Source organism: Arthrobacter sp. P1_B11 (assembly GCF_056406715.1).
The window spans coordinates 169,053-185,096 of record NZ_JBFTZQ010000002.1; the positions used below are offsets into that span (position 1 = coordinate 169,053).

At 66.0% G+C, this 16,044-nt stretch carries 16 protein-coding genes; 13 read left to right on the plus strand and 3 right to left on the minus strand.

The window, feature by feature from the left end; all coding sequences use genetic code 11:
- Positions 1-91 precede the first annotated feature (91 nt).
- The 5 genes from AC1D14_RS02895 to AC1D14_RS02915 are packed head-to-tail and all read left to right on the plus strand — an operon-like array spanning position 92 to position 5,725.
- Positions 92-1,240 carry a 5-(carboxyamino)imidazole ribonucleotide synthase gene (locus tag AC1D14_RS02895; protein ID WP_476880999.1) on the plus strand — a complete coding sequence of 383 codons (1,149 nt, stop codon included), beginning with the start codon at positions 92-94 and terminating at the stop codon, positions 1,238-1,240.
- Positions 1,237-1,824 carry a 5-(carboxyamino)imidazole ribonucleotide mutase gene (gene purE / locus AC1D14_RS02900; protein ID WP_476968028.1) on the plus strand — a complete coding sequence of 196 codons (588 nt, stop codon included), beginning with the start codon at positions 1,237-1,239 and terminating at the stop codon, positions 1,822-1,824. Before AC1D14_RS02895 ends, purE begins: the two co-directional genes overlap by 4 nt.
- 9 nt (positions 1,825-1,833) lie before the next feature.
- On the plus strand, positions 1,834-3,474 hold the full coding sequence (locus tag AC1D14_RS02905) for an LCP family protein (RefSeq protein ID WP_476968029.1): 1,641 nt from the start codon (positions 1,834-1,836) through the stop codon (positions 3,472-3,474).
- Between the two features lie 35 nt (positions 3,475-3,509).
- Positions 3,510-4,760 carry a mannose-6-phosphate isomerase, class I gene (manA, locus tag AC1D14_RS02910; protein ID WP_476968030.1) on the plus strand — a complete coding sequence of 417 codons (1,251 nt, stop codon included), beginning with the start codon at positions 3,510-3,512 and terminating at the stop codon, positions 4,758-4,760.
- A 5-nt stretch (positions 4,761-4,765) separates the two neighbouring features.
- Positions 4,766-5,725, plus strand: coding sequence for a lipid II:glycine glycyltransferase FemX (locus AC1D14_RS02915; RefSeq protein ID WP_230117171.1), 960 nt, complete (start codon positions 4,766-4,768; stop codon positions 5,723-5,725).
- Between the two features lie 24 nt (positions 5,726-5,749).
- Here AC1D14_RS02915 and glpX read toward each other — a convergent pair whose 3' ends face one another.
- On the minus strand, positions 5,750-6,772 hold the full coding sequence (glpX, locus tag AC1D14_RS02920; protein WP_230117193.1) for a class II fructose-bisphosphatase: 1,023 nt from the start codon (positions 6,770-6,772) through the stop codon (positions 5,750-5,752).
- Between the two features lie 193 nt (positions 6,773-6,965).
- Here glpX and AC1D14_RS02925 point away from each other — a divergent pair, with 193 nt between their 5' ends.
- The 3 genes from AC1D14_RS02925 (at position 6,966) to AC1D14_RS02935 (ending at position 9,795) form a co-directional block, all read left to right on the plus strand.
- Positions 6,966-7,661 carry a DUF4245 domain-containing protein gene (locus AC1D14_RS02925; RefSeq protein WP_230117192.1) on the plus strand — a complete coding sequence of 232 codons (696 nt, stop codon included), beginning with the start codon at positions 6,966-6,968 and terminating at the stop codon, positions 7,659-7,661.
- A gap of 10 nt (positions 7,662-7,671) precedes the next feature.
- Complete coding sequence (locus AC1D14_RS02930; protein ID WP_230117170.1) at positions 7,672-8,286, plus strand: carbonic anhydrase; 615 nt, start codon at positions 7,672-7,674, stop codon at positions 8,284-8,286.
- 87 nt (positions 8,287-8,373) lie between these two features.
- Positions 8,374-9,795 (plus strand): class II fumarate hydratase, encoded by a 1,422-nt coding sequence (locus AC1D14_RS02935; protein ID WP_230117169.1) that lies wholly within the window; start codon positions 8,374-8,376, stop codon positions 9,793-9,795.
- Between the two features lie 94 nt (positions 9,796-9,889).
- Here the strand turns inward: AC1D14_RS02935 and AC1D14_RS02940 are convergent, their stop codons facing one another.
- Complete coding sequence (locus AC1D14_RS02940; RefSeq protein ID WP_476968031.1) at positions 9,890-10,387, minus strand: VWA domain-containing protein; 498 nt, start codon at positions 10,385-10,387, stop codon at positions 9,890-9,892.
- 222 nt (positions 10,388-10,609) lie between these two features.
- Here AC1D14_RS02940 and AC1D14_RS02945 point away from each other — a divergent pair, with 222 nt between their 5' ends.
- Together AC1D14_RS02945 and AC1D14_RS02950 are read left to right on the plus strand one after the other, a co-directional pair.
- A complete protein-coding gene (locus AC1D14_RS02945; protein WP_476968032.1) occupies positions 10,610-11,302 on the plus strand; it encodes a TetR/AcrR family transcriptional regulator in 693 nt (230 codons plus the stop codon).
- Positions 11,299-13,059, plus strand: a complete 1,761-nt coding sequence (locus tag AC1D14_RS02950; RefSeq protein WP_476968033.1) for an MDR family MFS transporter — start codon at positions 11,299-11,301, stop codon at positions 13,057-13,059. The genes AC1D14_RS02945 and AC1D14_RS02950 overlap by 4 nt, the downstream gene beginning before the upstream one ends.
- A gap of 115 nt (positions 13,060-13,174) precedes the next feature.
- On the opposite strand, the gene AC1D14_RS02955 is transcribed toward AC1D14_RS02950, so the two are convergent.
- A complete protein-coding gene (locus AC1D14_RS02955; RefSeq protein WP_230117165.1) occupies positions 13,175-13,732 on the minus strand; it encodes a prepilin peptidase in 558 nt (185 codons plus the stop codon).
- A gap of 58 nt (positions 13,733-13,790) precedes the next feature.
- Between AC1D14_RS02955 and AC1D14_RS02960 the strand changes: the two genes are divergently transcribed.
- The 3 genes from AC1D14_RS02960 to AC1D14_RS02970 all read left to right on the plus strand — a co-directional run bounded on the left by AC1D14_RS02960 (position 13,791) and on the right by AC1D14_RS02970 (position 15,956).
- A complete protein-coding gene (locus AC1D14_RS02960) occupies positions 13,791-14,585 on the plus strand; it encodes a hypothetical protein (RefSeq protein WP_476968034.1) in 795 nt (264 codons plus the stop codon).
- 93 nt (positions 14,586-14,678) lie between these two features.
- Positions 14,679-15,221, plus strand: a complete 543-nt coding sequence (locus AC1D14_RS02965; RefSeq protein ID WP_230117163.1) for a hypothetical protein — start codon at positions 14,679-14,681, stop codon at positions 15,219-15,221.
- A 90-nt stretch (positions 15,222-15,311) separates the two neighbouring features.
- Complete coding sequence (locus tag AC1D14_RS02970; protein WP_476968035.1) at positions 15,312-15,956, plus strand: GNAT family N-acetyltransferase; 645 nt, start codon at positions 15,312-15,314, stop codon at positions 15,954-15,956.
- The last annotated feature ends 88 nt before the right edge of the window (positions 15,957-16,044 follow it).

Here is a 16,044-nt window from a genome sequence, read left to right on the forward strand (position 1 = left end):
ATGAAAGCCGGTAACCCCGTTCCTTTTCTGTAGGCTGAGACTTGTGACTTTTCCAGTAATCGGCGTGGTTGGCGGCGGCCAGCTTGCGCGCATGATGGCCCCCGCCGCCACAGCATTAGGCTTCGAACTCCGCGTCCTCGCCGAAGGTGAAGACGTCTCCGCAGTATCGGCCGTGCCCAACGCGCCCGTCGGCGACTACAAGGATCTGGCTGCCCTGCTGGAGTTCTCCGAGGGCCTTGACGTCATGACCTTCGACCACGAGCACGTGCCGGCTGACCACCTGCACGCCCTCATTGCGGCGGGAGTGAACGTCCAGCCCGGCCCGGACGCGCTGATCAATGCCCAGGACAAGCTTGTGATGCGCGCCGCCATCGACCGCCTCGAACTGCCGAACCCGGCATGGGCGTCCGTGGACAACGTGGACGCCCTGGTCCGCTTCGGCGACGAGACCGGGTGGCCCGTGGTGCTCAAGACGCCCCGGGGCGGCTATGACGGCAAGGGCGTGCGGATCGTCGGATCGCCCCAAGAGGCTGCGGACAGCGCCGACTGGTTCGAGGCCATGAGCCCTCTGCTGGCGGAAGCCAAGGTGGAGTTCAGCCGTGAGCTCTCTGCGCTTGTGGCGCGCACGCCGGACGGCGCATCCCGGGCCTGGCCCGTGGTCCACACCATCCAGGTTGACGGCGTGTGCGACGAAGTGATCGCTCCGGCGCAAGGCATCCCCCTCGAGGTCGCCGCGGCCGCCGAAGATGCGGCCTTGCGGATCGCCAACGAACTGGGCGTCACCGGCGTCATGGCCGTGGAGCTCTTCGAAACACCGGGGTCCGGGGCCGGGTTCCTCATCAACGAACTTGCCATGCGCCCGCACAACACCGGCCACTGGACGCAGGACGGCTCCGTCACGAGCCAGTTTGAGCAGCACCTCCGCGCAGTCCTGAACCTGCCGCTGGGAGCCACCGACATGCTCGGCACGGTCGTGGTGATGAAGAACTTCCTGGGCGGCGAGAACCAGGACCTGTTTTCCGCCTATCCAGTAGCGCTGGCCGCGGAACCCGCCGCGAAAGTCCACTGCTACGGGAAATCGGTGCGGCCAGGCCGGAAAATCGGCCACGTCAATCTCGTGGGCGCCTCCGTGGCGGATGTGCAGTCCCTGAGGCAACGGGCCACCACCGTGGCAAACATCATCCGTGACGGCAGGCTGCCTGCCGACGCGGGACCAGGCAACACCGAGGAGAACGCATGAGCCCCGAACCCGCCGCCACGCCCGGAACGGACAGCCCGTCCCCACTGGTCGGCCTCGTCATGGGGTCGGATTCGGACTGGCCCGTCATGGAGGCCGCCGCCGATGCCCTTGCGGAGTTCGGCATCGCCTTCGAGGCCGACGTCGTCTCGGCCCACCGCATGCCCACCGAGATGATCCGGTACGGCCAGACGGCGCATGAGCGCGGTCTTCGCGTCATCATTGCAGGAGCCGGCGGCGCCGCCCACCTTCCGGGGATGCTCGCCTCGGTCACGCCGCTACCCGTCATCGGGGTTCCGGTCCCGCTCAAGACCCTGGACGGCATGGATTCGCTGCTGTCCATCGTGCAGATGCCGGCGGGCGTACCGGTCGCCACCGTCGCCATCGCCGGTGCCCGGAACGCGGGCCTGCTCGCCGTGCGGATGCTGGCCTCGGGAACGGACGATCTCGCCGTCCGCCTCCGCACCGATCTTCTGGACTTCGCACAGGAACTCAATGACGTGGCCAGCCGGAAAGGCGCCAACCTCCGGCAGAAGGTCAATGAAGTCTTCTCCGAAGGAAACGTGGTTCTCCGGGGCAGCCGTTAAGGAACTCTCATGTCCAACACTGATCTGCCATCCCAGGGGCTCCTGACGGACCCCGTCCGGCATCCGGCGAGCGCGCCTGCGCCCGTCCGTACCAAGCGCGCCTTTCTGCTGATCCTCCTCACCCTGTTCGTTCCGGGGAGCGCCCAGATCGCCGCCGGGGACCGCAAGCTGGGCCGCATTGCCCTGCGGGTCACGCTGACTGTGTGGGCACTGGTCATCCTCGCCCTGGTGTTGCTGTTCACCAACCGGACACTGCTCATCAACATTGTCACCAATCCCGTGGCATCCCTGCTGATCGTCCTGGTCCTGACCGCCCTGGCGGTGGGCTGGGCGGTGCTGTTCATCAACACCCTGCGGCTGATCCGGCCCGTGCTGTTGCGGCCGCGCATGAGGCCCGTGGTCGGCGTCGCGCTGGCTCTCGCAATGGTTGCCAGCAGCGGCTCCCTCGGCTACGCGGCGTACCTGCTCAACGTCAGCCGCAACGCCATCGGCAGCATTTTCAACGCCAACGGCCCGGCCATCGACCCCGTGGACGGCCGCTACAACTTCCTGATGATGGGCGGCGACGCGGGCGCGGACCGCACGGGCCGTCGCCCCGACAGCCTGTCTGTCCTCAGCGTTGATGCCACGACCGGCAAGACGGCCATCATCTCGGTCCCCCGCAACCTGCAGAACGCCCGGTTCAGCGAGGGCTCCCCCATGCTGAAGATCTACCCCGAGGGCTACAACTGCGGCGATGAATGCCTTATCAACGCCATCAATACCGAGGTCACCAACAAGTACAAGGATCTTTATCCGGACGTTGCCGACCCTGGTGCCCAGGCCACCTTGGAAGCGGTATCGGGGACCCTTGGCATCACCGTTCAGGCCTACGTGCTCGTGGACATGGACGGCTTCGCGAAACTCATTGATGCGATGGGCGGAATCAGGATCAAGGCCGGCGGCTGGGTGCCGATCAGCGGCGACATGATCGATGAGGCCAACGGCATCCACGGCATGCCGCTGGGTTGGATTCCGGCCGGCGACCAGAAGCTGGATGGCTTCCATGCGCTGTGGTACGGGCGATCCCGGGAGTTCGTCGACGACTACGCGCGGATCCAGCGGCAGCAGTGCGTCCAGCAGGCCATGCTCAAACAGCTGGATCCTGCGACCCTCCTCTCGAAGTTCGAGGACATCGCCAACGCCGGAACCAAGGTGGTGGAATCCAACATTTCCTCAAGCCAGCTGGGCAGTTTTGTGGATCTTGCCATGAAAGCCAAAGGCAAKGACGTTAGCCGCCTCACCATTGGGCCGCCGGACTTTGCCGCATCCTTCTCCACCGTGCCAGACTTTGACGTTATCCATCAGCGGGTCAAGAAGCTGCTCAGCGACCAGAGCTCAGAGCCGTCACCTGCCGCGGCGCCCGACGACGCGCTGCAGCTGCAATACGCAGTTGGCGGCAGCGGGCTGACGGCAGCCGGACCGGCCGTACCGGTCACCAAACCGTCGCCGTCGTCGCCGTCGTCGTCGTCGTCGGACTTCACTCCGGTGACCACCACGCCGGAAGGTGAGCCCATCACCGAAAAGATGCTGAACCAGCTCAAGCGCGAGGGAAACGAGCAGGCTATCCGCGATCTCGTGGCCACCAACGGCCAATGCGCACCCTTGTGACAAACACCTGCTTCAAGAAAGAAGGACACCCGGCTGTGTACGAAATCGATAACGTCCTCAGGCCTTACCCCTGGGGATCTACGACGGCGATCGCCGGCCTGCTGGGCAGGCCGGAGTCGGGCGGCCCGGAAGCGGAGCTGTGGATCGGCGCGCACCCGGACTCACCTTCCCTGGCCAGCAGGCCCGACGGCACGGCCGTGGCCCTGAATGAACTTATCGCCGAGGACCCCGCTCATTTCCTGGGCGACGCCTCGGTGGCGGAATTCGGGCCCCGGCTCCCGTTCCTCGCCAAGGTGCTCGCCGCAGCAAAGCCCCTTTCGTTGCAGGTCCACCCCAGCCTTGCGCAGGCCAGGGCCGGTTTTGCCCGCGAGAATGCCGACGGCGTCCCCGCCGGCGCGGCCAACCGGAATTACCGGGATGACAACCACAAACCGGAGATGATCTTCGCGCTGACGCCGTTCGACGCGCTGTGCGGATTCCGCGAGCCGGCCAAGTCCCGGGACGTTTTCCTTCACCTGGCGGGGTGCTTGGAGCTCTCCGGATCAGGCGTTCCGGAAATCCTGACCGAGGTCATCGATGACCTGTCGCAGCCCGAGGAGCGTGCGGCGCTCCGGTCGGCGTTCGAGCGGCTGATCGCGGGCGGTGATGGCGTCACGGAGGCGACCTTAAGGGTCGTCGCGGCGCTGACCTCCGGCGCGCCCATGGCGCCGTACCAGCCGGAACTGTCCACGGTGCTGAGCCTGAACAGCGAATACCCGGGCGATCCCGGCGTGCTGATTTCCCTGCTGCTCAACCGGCTCTCGCTGGAGCCTGGCGAGGCCGTGTACCTCCCCGCCGGCAATGTGCATGCCTACCTCCACGGCCTGGGTGTGGAGGTCATGGCCTCCTCGGACAACGTGCTGCGCGGGGGCCTGACGCCGAAGTTCGTCGATGTGCCGGAGCTGCTGAAGACCATCGCGTTCGAGTCGGTGGGTGTGCCCATGCTCCGCGCCGAAGTCTCAGAACTCGGCCAGGAGCTGTACCAGCCGCCCTTCCGGGAATTCCAGCTCCAAAGGATCGAGCTGCTCCCGGACGGAAGCCCGGTGCCACTGGCGCAATCGGGGGCCGCGGTGATCATCGTCACTGCCGGCTCCGTCTATCTGGACTCGCCGAAGGGCGACCTTCGGCTGAACCGCGGCGCGAGTGCCTTCCTTCCGGCAGCCCACGCCCCTGTCAACGTCCACCCCGTTTCGGGCGCCGCGGACACCGCCGTGGCCTTCGCCGTGACCACGTCGATGAAAGCCTGACCGCCGTGGAATACTTCCTGCAGAGCCAGGCGTGGGCCGACTTCCAGCGGTCCCTCGGCCGTACGGTTCACCGGCGGTCCGGCGAGGGCTGGAGCTTCCTGGCCGTTGAGGAGAAAAACCCGTCCGGGAAAGTGCTGTATGCGCCCTATGGTCCCGTGGCTGAGTCCGTCGACGCGTTTGACGCCGCGCTGGCTGAGCTCGTGGACGTGGCGAAATCCTGCGGTGCCGTTTTCGTCCGGATCGAGCCGGTGACGGCTGGCCTGGAACCGGGGACCGCCGCAGGTGCACTGAAGAGCCGCGGGCTGCAGCCTGCGCCCGTCAACCAGCAGCCCGAGCTGAGCTGGATCGTGGATCTGGACAGGGACTTCAAGGACGTGCTGGCCGATATGAAGCCCGTCAACCGGAACCTCTACCGGAACATCCACAAGAAGGGTGTGACGTTCCACGCCTCGCAGGATCCCGACGACATCCGCATCCTGCTGAACTTCCTGCACATGACGGCCAGGCGCAATGGCTTCAAACCGCAAAGCGACGAGTACCTGACCCGGGTCGCGGCGTCGCTGATGCCTGCCGGGGCGGCCACCCTGTTCGTCGCCGAATTGCACGGCGGCCCCATTGCGGCGGCGCTGGCCTATGATTCCGCAGACACGCGCACCTACGCCCACGCTGCCATGGACGACACCCACCGCAAGCTCAGCGCCGGCATTCCGCTCCTGGTCACGCTGATGGCCGATGCCAAGGACAAGGGCCTCAAGCACGTGGACCTCTGGGGCGTGGCGCCGGCTGACCAGCCGGATCACAAGTGGGCCGGCTTCACCGCCTTCAAGAAGTCCTTCGGGGGCCGGGAAATCGCCTACCCGGGAACGTGGGACCTGCCCGTCAACAAGCCCCGCTACGCGGCTTACCAGGTGGCCCGCAAGCTCCGCGAAAGACTCCGCAAAACCCTCGCGCGGACGAACACTTAGGCTTCGCGCTATGGAGTCGGTGGACTAGCTCTTGCGGGCGTAGCCTTCCCACTTGCTGGCCTGGTGCTCGCCGTCCACGAAGCGGATCGTGCCGGACTTGGAGCGCATGACGATCGACTGCGTCAGGACCTTGTCTTTGGAGTAGCGCACACCCTTGAGGAGGTCGCCGTCGGTGATGCCCGTGGCAGCGAAGTAGCAGTTGTCGCTGGAGACGAGGTCGTTCGTGGACAGCACCCGCTCAAGGTCGTGGCCGGCGTCGATGGCCTTCTGCTTTTCGTCGTCGCTGGTGGGCCACAGCCTGCCCTGGATGACGCCGCCGAGCGATTTGATGGCGCAGGCGGCAACAATGCCTTCCGGCGTTCCGCCGATGCCCATGAGCGCGTCAACGCCGGTTCCGGAACGGGCAGCTGCGATGGCGCCGGCGACGTCGCCGTCCATGATGAATTTGGTGCGCGCGCCGGCCTCGCGGATTTCCTCCACCAGCGGACGGTGGCGGTCACGGTCGAGGATCATGACGTTGAGCTGGTTGACCTTGACGCCCTTGGCCTTGGCGATCAGGTGCAGGTTCTGCTTGACGGGTAAACGCAGATCCACCATGTCGGCGGCCTCGGGACCGGTGACGAGCTTCTCCATGTAGAACACGGCGGAGGGATCGAACATGGAGCCGCGTTCGGCGACGGCCAGGACGGCCAGTGCATTGTTGATGCCGAGGGCGGTCAGCCGCGTACCGTCGATGGGGTCGACGGCGACGTCGCACTCTGGGCCTGTGCCGTCCCCAACCCGCTCACCGTTGAAAAGCATGGGAGCTTCGTCTTTTTCGCCCTCACCGATGACCACAACGCCGTTGAAGTGGACGGTCTGGAGGAAGGAACGCATGGCGTCGACGGCCGCGCCGTCTGCCTTGTTCTTGTCGCCGAATCCAACCCAGTGGCCGCCGGCGATCGCGGCGGCTTCGGTGACGCGGACAAGCTCAAGTGCGAGGTTGCGGTCCGGCTCGTCGATCCCGACGGCGAGCGACGGGGAAAGCGTGGAATACTTCTGGGTCATTGACGCTGGTGACACGTGAACCTCTTCTTCGAGTGGCGATCATTGGACCCGCAGTGCCGAAGGAGGCTTCTGCGGTGATTCCTCTGCTACTGATCATAGTCGGGCTATGCGTCCCAGGTCATGGGATGACCACCACGCGAAACACGTGTTACTCCTCACCGCCGGGCACGGGGAATGTGAGTTCGGCGCCCGCATGGGCGACTATAGAGGGGTGAGTGAAACGCAGGACCAGTCCGCCCCCACCAGCCCGGCAGCCGGCCACGGCTCTTCCCCGGCTCCGGCTACCCAGGCGGTCAAGCCGGTAATCCCCGCCGCCGCGGCCAAGCGGGCCAATGCGTCCGTCATCGGAATGATTGTCGCGCTGGTGGTCAGCATCGCCGCCTTCCTGCCGATCGTCCTCATGAACCCGTCACCCAAGACTGACGGCTACCGCCCCAACATCGATGTGAGCGCGGTCGCCACACACGCGGTGGATGTGGCGGGATTCACACCCGTCGCCCCAGAAACGGGCGACACATTCAAGCCAAATTACGCCCGCTGGGAAGCCGGCACCGGAACAGGCGTCCCCACCTGGGAGGTTGGATACCTCACCCCGAAAGAAGCGTTCATCGGGCTGGTCCAGACGCGGAAGGCCAACCCGACCTGGCTCCTGCAGCAGACGAAGAATGCCCCAGTGACCGGAAACCGGAATGCCGGCGGGCAGGAATGGGAACTGCGGGACACCGGCAAGGGTGAGCGGAGTATGGTGCTGAACCACCGGGGGACCACCGTTGTCCTCAGTGGGAGTGCGCAACTGGACGAGTTTTCGGTACTGGCCGCCGCCGTCGTAAAGTCCCTCGACAGTAACCCGGTTGTCACAGTTTCACCGTCACCGAGCCCCAAGCCGTAAGGTAGGGGCCGTGGCAACCTACCTGACTCCCGCCCTGGCCTGGCGCCGTCTGCGCGAAGGCAACGAGCGCTTTGTTAACGGTGAATCCTCGCACCCTAACCAGGACGCCTCGCGGCGGTCCTCCCTGGTGGAAAACCAGCACCCCTTCGCGGTGATCTTCGGGTGCTCCGATTCCCGGCTCGCGGCAGAAATCATCTTCGATCTGGGCCTCGGCGACGCCTTCGTGGTGCGCACCGCCGGCGAGGTCATTGATGACGCCGTGCTCGGATCGCTTGAATACAGCATCAGCGTGCTGAGCGTGCCCTTGATCGTGGTGCTGGGCCATGACAGCTGCGGCGCGGTCAGTGCCACGAAGTCGGCCGTGGAAACCGGCCAGATGCCCGTGGGCTTCATGCGGGACCTCGTCGAGCGCATCACGCCGTCCGTCCTGACGTCCCTGCGCAATGGCGAAACCGAGGTCAACGACATGGTGGTGGAACACGTCAAGCAGACCTCGCAGCGGCTCGTGGACAGCTCCCGTGTGATTTCCGACGCAATCGAAACGGGGCGGGCGGCGGTCATCGGCCTCTCTTACAGCCTCGCGGAGGGCCGCGCGGACCTTGTTTCCGGAATCGGCGAGCTCTAAAACCCCGCCGGGAGCGCCCGGTCAGCAGGCCCGTAGCAAGCAGTTCACGGTTTTCGGTGCGGCCCCTGATCGCCCTAAGCTAGCCCCATGACTTCCACTGAAGAGTTCCGCATTGAACATGACACGATGGGCGAAGTCCGCGTCCCCGTGAACGCCCTGTACCGCGCGCAGACGCAACGTGCAGTCGAGAACTTCCCGATCTCCGGCAAAACCCTTGAACGTGCCCACATCGAGGCTCTGGCGCGGGTAAAGAAGGCCGCTGCCCAGGCCAACGCAGAACTGGGCGTGCTCGACGGCGAGCTGGCCAAGGCGATCGCCGAAGCTGCCGATGAGGTGGCCGCGGGCAAGTACGACGGCGACTTCCCCATCGACGTTTTCCAGACCGGCTCCGGCACGTCCTCGAACATGAACACCAACGAGGTTATTGCCGAGCTTGCCTCCAGGGCCCTCAAGGCTGCCGGCAGCGACAAGGTGGTCCACCCCAACGACCACGTCAACGCCTCGCAGTCCTCCAACGACGTGTTCCCCACGTCGGTGCACGTGGCCGCCACCTCGGCCCTGATCAACGACCTCATTCCCGCCCTCGGCTACCTCGCCGAGTCGCTGGAGCGCAAGGCCGTGGAGTTCAAGGACGTGGTCAAGTCCGGCCGCACGCACCTCATGGATGCCACTCCGGTCACCTTGGGCCAGGAATTCGGCGGCTACGCCGCACAGGTCCGTTACGGCATCGAGCGCATCAATGCCTCCCTCCCCCGGGTTGCCGAAGTCCCGCTCGGCGGCACCGCCGTGGGCACCGGCATCAACACGCCGGCTGGCTTCCCGGAGCGCGTCATTGAACTGCTCGCCACCGACACCGGCCTGCCGCTGACCGAGGCCCGCGACCACTTCGAGGCGCAGGCCAACCGCGACGGCCTCATCGAAGCCTCCAGCCAGCTGCGCAACATTGCCATCTCCTTCATGAAGATCAACAATGACCTGCGCTGGATGGGCTCCGGCCCCAACACCGGACTCGGCGAAATCGCCATTCCGGACCTGCAGCCGGGTTCGTCGATCATGCCGGGCAAGGTCAATCCCGTCATCTGTGAAGCCTCCATCATGGTGTGCGCGCAGGTGATCGGAAACGACACGGCCATCGCCTGGTCGGGAACGAACGGCGCCTTCGAACTGAACGTGGGCATCCCCGTCATGGCCGCGAACCTGCTCGAATCTGTCCGCCTTCTGGCCAACACCAGCCGCGTCATGGCCGACAAGATGATCGACGGCATTACCGCCAACGTCGACCGGGCCCGCTTCCTCGCCGAGGCATCGCCGTCCATCGTTACTCCGCTGAACAAGTACATCGGCTACGAGAACGCAGCGAAGATCGCCAAGAAGGCCGTCGCCGAGGGACTGACCATCCGCGAGACCGTTGTAGCCATGGGCTTCCTGGAGCGTGGCGAGCTGACGGAAGAGCAGCTCGACACCGCCCTGGACGTCATGTCCATGACCCGCCCGCCGCACAAGGCATAGTCTCCGCTACCAGAGCCACGCATCCGACGCCGGCCGGTGCCTTCCAGTGGAAGGTGCCGGCCGGCGTCGTTCTCCCCCGGCCCACGCAGTCCGGCTATGCGTCTGCCCCCGGCCCTCCTGCCGCTCTCCGCTCCTCCGGAGTGTAGGACGCCGCGGCAGCTGCCTGCTCCAGCGTGGCTCCGGAGACCCGTGCCTCCCGCAGCCTGCGCGTCTTGGCAGACTGGACGCTGAAGGCGGCGTCCACATTTCCAGCTGCATAGGTCAGCGCGTCCTCGGCCCTGATCCCCAGGCCCTGGGCCGTCAGAACGGCATCCTGGTTCGCGCCGAGGTAGGTAAACTGCCATCCCCACTGCATCTGCTGCCGTTCCACAAGGCCCTTGACCATGGCTCCGTTCGCTTCCCGGGAGGCGTTCTCATGGCCGTCGGTCAGGACAGCCACCAGCACAGTCCCCGGACGCTCGTGTGCCGGCATTGCCGCAAGCTCCGCCCCGGCTTCACCGATCAGGCGCACCATGACATCGTGCAGGGCAGTGGATCCCCTGGGCTGAAGAACAAGCGGCGGGACATCCTGGATGTCCACAGATTCGTACACCCGCTCGTAGGGGTCGTCGAACTGGGCGAGGGACAGCCGGCACCGGCCTGAGCACGTAAACGTGTGTAAGCCCTGTGTCTGTCATGCTTCCCCATTTCCGGCCCCGGTCCCGCCGGTGCCACCTGGTGCCAGCGATAGTGCTGGGCAGGAACAGGCTAGGTACGGCCACCGATAATATCGCAAAAGTTGCACTCTAGATGAAGTAGTGCAAAAATTTACTATGTGACCAAGAGTGCAATTATTGAGGGCGGCCTTCGCGAGCGGAAGCGCGCGGCAACCCGGGCGGCGATTACCGCCGTCGCGCGTTCCCTGACTGCGGAACGCGGCCTGAACGGCTACACCGTGGAGGACGTCTGCGAACAGGCGGGCATCTCCCGGCGCACGTTCTTCAACTACTTCCCCACCAAGGAAGACGCGATCCTGGGGCATGTTGACGATGAACACCCCGAGGAATTCTTCGAAGACTTCATCCGGGGCGGTAGCACGTCCCCCGCGGGAGAGATCTCGGCCAGCCTGCTTCAGGATCTTGCGGAGTTGTCGCTGCACCTGTCTGAAAGGATGAGCGCCTCCGAAGAAGAGACCCGGCAGCTGATCGGCGTCATCAAGAAAGAACCCCAGCTGATGCTGAAAATCATCGGCGCCACCGAGGAACGGGAGGCCCATTTCGCCCGCGTCGTCGCCGCCAGGGAAGGCGTAGCCCCGGACCATCCGGTGGTCAGGATGGCTGTTGTGGTGATGGGCAGCATCGCCAGGCACGCCAGCATGGCCTATTTCTCCGAGGGCAACACCCGCCCCTACCGGGACCTCCTGATCGAAAATCTCGAGGGTGCGAGGCTACTGCTGTCCCAGCCGTTTTCCCGCCCCGCATCCCCGTCCGCGGACACCCCATCACCCTCCACAGAAGGAAGCAAATGAGCACCGCCGTCATACCCAAGGCAGCAGCCGAACCGCTGCTCCTGACCCAGAAGCGCATCTGGATCATCTTCTCCGCGCTCATCGCCGGCATGCTGCTCTCCAGCCTGGACCAGACCATCGTGTCCACCGCCATGCCCACCATCGTTGGTAAACTCGGCGGCGTGGAGCACCAGGCCTGGATCACCACCGCGTACCTGCTCGCCACCACCATCGTGATGCCCATCTATGGCAAGTTTGGTGACGTTCTTGGCCGCCGGAACCTGTTCCTCGTGGCCATCGCGCTGTTCACGCTCGCCTCGGTCGGCTGCGCATTCGCCACCGATTTCTGGGGCTTCGTGGTGTTCCGTGCCGTCCAGGGCCTCGGCGGCGGCGGCCTGATGATCCTCTCGCAGGCCATCATCGCCGACATCGTCCCGGCCAAGGAACGCGGCAAGTACATGGGCCCGCTGGGCGCCATCTTCGGTCTCTCAGCCGTTGCCGGGCCCCTCCTGGGCGGCTACTTCGTGGACCACCTCACGTGGGAATGGGCTTTCTACATCAACATCCCCGTCGGAATCGCCGCGTTCACCATCGCCTGGTTCACCCTGACCCTGCCGAACAAGAAGGCCGAGAAGCGGATCGACGTCCTGGGCGTCCTGCTGCTCTCCGCAGCCACGACCTGCCTGATCTTCTTCACCGACTTCGGCGGCAAGAAGGACGAAGGCTGGGATTCGCCCCTCACGTGGGCGTTCGGTGCCGGCCTGGTTGTGGCTGCTGCCGCGTTCGTCATGGTGGAACGCCGGGCTGAGGACCCCATTATCCCGATGAGCCTGTTCAGGAACCGGATCTTCGTCAACTCGACGGCCATCGGCTTTACGCTGGGCCTGGGCATGTTCGCCGCCATCGCGTTCGTGCCCACGTTCCTGCAAATGTCCTCAGGGACCTCGGCCGCCGAGTCCGGGCTGCTGATGCTTCCGATGATGGTGGGCCTCATGGGCATGGCCATCTATTCGGGGATCCGGATCTCCAAGACCGGCAGGTACAAGATGTTCCCCATCCTGGGAGCTGTCCTGACCATGGGTGCCATGCTCTGGCTGACGACCCTGACGGCAGACACCCCGATCTGGGTCATCTGCGTCCAGCTGTTCGTGTTCGGCGCCGGCCTGGGCTCCATCATGCAGGTCATCGTCCTGGTGGTCCAGAACTCCGTCCCGGCGGACCAGATCGGAACCGCCACCAGCACCAACAACTACTTCCGCGAAGTGGGCGCGTCCCTGGGCGTGGCCGTGTTCGGTTCCATCTTCACGTCCCGGTTGTCTGAGTCCCTTGGCAAGGCCTTCACCGGTGCCGGCGCCTCAGCCGAGCAGGCCACGCAGTCCACCCGGACGCTGGACCCGCAGGCCCTCAGCCGGCTCCCGGAGCAGCTCCGGGACGCCATCGTGAACGCCTACGCCGATTCGCTGGCACCGGTGTTCTGGTACCTGCTGCCGTTCCTGGGCATCGCGCTGATCCTGGCACTGACCCTGAAGCAGATCCCGCTCTCGGACACGGCCGGCATGGTGGCCCGCGGCGAAGCTGTGGGCGGCGAGGAGGCCGAGCGGCTGGAAGCTGCGCGGCTGGAGACTGCACGGCACGGTGCCGGTGGAGCCGCCGTCGTCGGCATCGCGGCATCCGCGGAGGCGCTGGACGCTCCCGCTGACAGTGAGCCGGCCGGCAACGCCAAGAACGACGACGGCGAGCTGGCCGGCCAGCGCAGCCGACCCTCCGCCGGGCAATAGTCCGGGGGAAGTTGCGGGGTCGTCGCAGTCTTTTGGGGTTGCGGCGGCCCTGCCTTTTAGTCCCGCTTGTCGCGAGGAGGGGGTGCTCAAATGTGCGTTCCCTCCCAGGGGCTGCTCAAGCCGGCAGCAGCACCATTGCGGCGGCCGCTCCTCCGAGCATGAAGGGCCCGAACGGAATGGCCGACTTGAGCGTTCCGCGCCGCGACGCCAGCAGGCCGATGCTCCACAAACCCCCGAGCAGGAAGGCGGCGAAGGTGCCGGCGAAAATGTGCGGCCAGCCCAGATACCCCAGGTACATGCCCAGCACCCCCGCCAGCTTAACGTCACCGAATCCCATCCCCGGCGGATACACCAGCCGCAGGACAAAGTAGAACAGCCACAGCACCGCTCCCCCGGCCAGGATCCGGAGCGCAGGCACGCCGAACAGCTGCGCGGCGGCGGCCGGAACGCTCCCGCTGCCCTGAGCCGACACGGCCAGACTGATCACGGCCCCGAGCAGGAGCGCGCCCGCCACCGCATACGACGGGAAGACGATCCGGTTCGGCAAAAGATGGTGGCGGACATCGATCACCGTGAGCCGGGCGGCCATCACAGCGAAATAAGCGCACGCGGCCAGGACCAGCCAGAAGGCCGGCGGTGCTGCTTCCCAGAGTTCGCCAAGTCGTTGGATCACTCTCGGATGCTACTGGATTTGCCCGGTCCGCCGCTGGACCCGTGGGTAAACTGTGGATATGGGGACCTGGGACGCCAAGCACCGGCAGGAACACGGCGGGGCCTCGACGCCCTCGGATTCCGTCGCATCCTTCCGGAACCTCTGCCGCTCGTCCCCCTGGAAGTGGCAGTCCCTCAGGTTCGAATACCGCGAAACGCCCGAGGGCGGCGGCACGGTCCCTGTGCGCGCCTGGCTGCGCCGCCCTGGCGCCCTTCGTCTTGAGTCCACGGACGGAACCCTTCTGCACAGCACCACCGGCATCAACGACTCGCGCGACGGCCTGTACGTCAGCGCCACCAGGCGGTCATGGCTTCTGCCGGCGCATCTGGTCACCCCCGTTTACGACGACGGCGGGCTGGTCAGGCGCCGCCCGGAAGCGGCATACGGTGAACCGTCGTTCGGCAACAGCCGCTTCGGAGCGGCCCTCGACCCGGTGGAGCTCGCGGGAAATGCGCCCGTTCCCCTGGAATTCCCCCGTGCCAATGCCGTGGAATTGCTTGAGCCCGTGCGCGAGGTGGAGCACGAGGGCCGCAGCGCGCTGGAGACTGTGGTTTCGCCAAACGCCAGCTACCGCCCGCTGGATCCGGCGCGGCCGTTGTGCGGACCGGGCCGGACAAGGATCCGGGTGGACGCCGGAACCGGCGTCTGCGTGGCCAGCGAAGCCCTCGACGGCGGGGCGCAGCAGCCCGGCCACTGGATCCGTATCCTGGCCGTCGACGAATACATGCTCGATGATCTCTTCGTGGCCGAGCCCGTGAACCTGACGGATGTGCGCGAGCATATCCAGTGGCCGCCGCGCCCCAACCGGGCCTGAGCAGCCACCGGCCCGGTAGGGAACGCTCCGGAGCCGCCCGGATGCGGGGGCCCGTGCAGGGTTTTCCCAAGCTGGGCATCGCAGACTCGGGGCATGTCCTCGATTGCCACCGAACAGCCGCCCGCCGCAATGACGTCCAAACGCAGGCGCAGACGCATGATGCTGATACCGCTGGCCCTCATCGCTGCCTTGGCATTGTTCTTCGGCTATGTGTTCCTGAGTGCGAAGCCGGAGCCAAGCGTGCCGTTGGGCGCGAGTGCCGCTGTCCCTGGCGGAATGGCGAGGGTGAACGGAGTTGTCCCGCTCGAGAAGGACGGCTGGCTGCCGCCGGAGCATGTGCAGGCCCTGGAGGAGGGCGCGTCCGCGGGCACCCACCGGGTCCGCGTACTGGTGCAGTTCACCGCCCTGGAAGGCGCCGGCATCACGCTGGATTCGTCCCAGTATGTGGTCACCGGCCTGGGCGGCAGTGACGTAAAGCCGCTGTGGACGTCAAACCCCCGGGCTGAAGTTCGCCAGGGCGACTCACTCAACGCGACCATGGTCTTCGAGCTGCCGGACAAGTCCATCGCCCTGGTCCTGAAGGGACCCGGCGGAACGCGGCTGTCCCTGGGGCTGTCGCACCACACCGGCAGCTAACCCACGCTCGGGCCGTCGCCGGTTCGGTCGTCCCGTTCGACCGGCGTTCTCGTCCGGCCGCTGTAACGTCCCATCGGCTAGGCTTCCCTCATGACCGAGCTGATCTCCGTTTGGCCGCCCTTCGCCCTCGCCCTGACCACTCCCAGGCTCATCCTTCGTCCTCTCCGGGACGACGACATCCCCGCCGCCGTGGAGGCTGCGGCCAGCGGCATCCACGACCGCGGACGCAGCCCGTTCAGCACGCCCTGGGCCGAATCTCCTCCGGACGAGCTGGGCCAGAACATGGCCCAGTGGTACTGGCAGTGCCGGGCCGGCACCACGCCGCAGTCCTGGGCCCTGATCCTGGGCATCTGRCACGGCGGCACCTTCCTGGGATGCCAGGACGTCGGCGCCAAGGATTTTGCCATCCTCAAGACCGTGACCACCGGCTCGTGGCTGAGGAGGAGCGCGCACGGCCGCGGCTTCGGCAAGGAGATGCGTGCCGCCGTCGCGCTTTACGCCTTTGACTGGCTGAACGCCGACGCCGCGGAATCCGAAGCGGCGGAGTGGAACGCCGCGTCCTTGGGAGTTTCCCGGTCCCTCGGCTACGAGCTGAACGGCGTCACGCGGATGTCCTGGGGCGGCAAGCCCGAGGCAGTCCAGCGCGTCCGCCTCACCCCTGAATCCTTCAAGCGCCCCGACTGGCAGCTCAAGGTAGAAGGCCACGCCCCCACGGCCAAGTTCCTGGGCCTCTGACCGGCCGAGACCGCCCAGGTTTCGCCAAGCCCAACCAGCGGAACTCCAGGTTTCGACAAGCTCAACCAGCGGCATCCCGGGTTTCGCC

What these genes read in the sequence shown, in the direction of transcription:
- AC1D14_RS02895 (WP_476880999.1), top strand. Translation starts at nt 92, where the DNA reads ATGATGGCCCCCGCCGCCACAGCATTAGGCTTCGAACTCCGCGTCCTC.
- purE (WP_476968028.1), top strand. Translation starts at nt 1,237, where the DNA reads ATGAGCCCCGAACCCGCCGCCACGCCCGGAACGGACAGCCCGTCCCCA.
- glpX (WP_230117193.1), bottom strand. Translation starts at nt 6,772, where the DNA reads ATGACCCAGAAGTATTCCACGCTTTCCCCGTCGCTCGCCGTCGGGATC.
- AC1D14_RS02925 (WP_230117192.1), top strand. Translation starts at nt 6,966, where the DNA reads ATGGGCGACTATAGAGGGGTGAGTGAAACGCAGGACCAGTCCGCCCCC.
- AC1D14_RS02935 (WP_230117169.1), top strand. Translation starts at nt 8,374, where the DNA reads ATGACTTCCACTGAAGAGTTCCGCATTGAACATGACACGATGGGCGAA.
- AC1D14_RS02950 (WP_476968033.1), top strand. Translation starts at nt 11,299, where the DNA reads ATGAGCACCGCCGTCATACCCAAGGCAGCAGCCGAACCGCTGCTCCTG.
- AC1D14_RS02960 (WP_476968034.1), top strand. Translation starts at nt 13,791, where the DNA reads ATGGGGACCTGGGACGCCAAGCACCGGCAGGAACACGGCGGGGCCTCG.
- AC1D14_RS02965 (WP_230117163.1), top strand. Translation starts at nt 14,679, where the DNA reads ATGTCCTCGATTGCCACCGAACAGCCGCCCGCCGCAATGACGTCCAAA.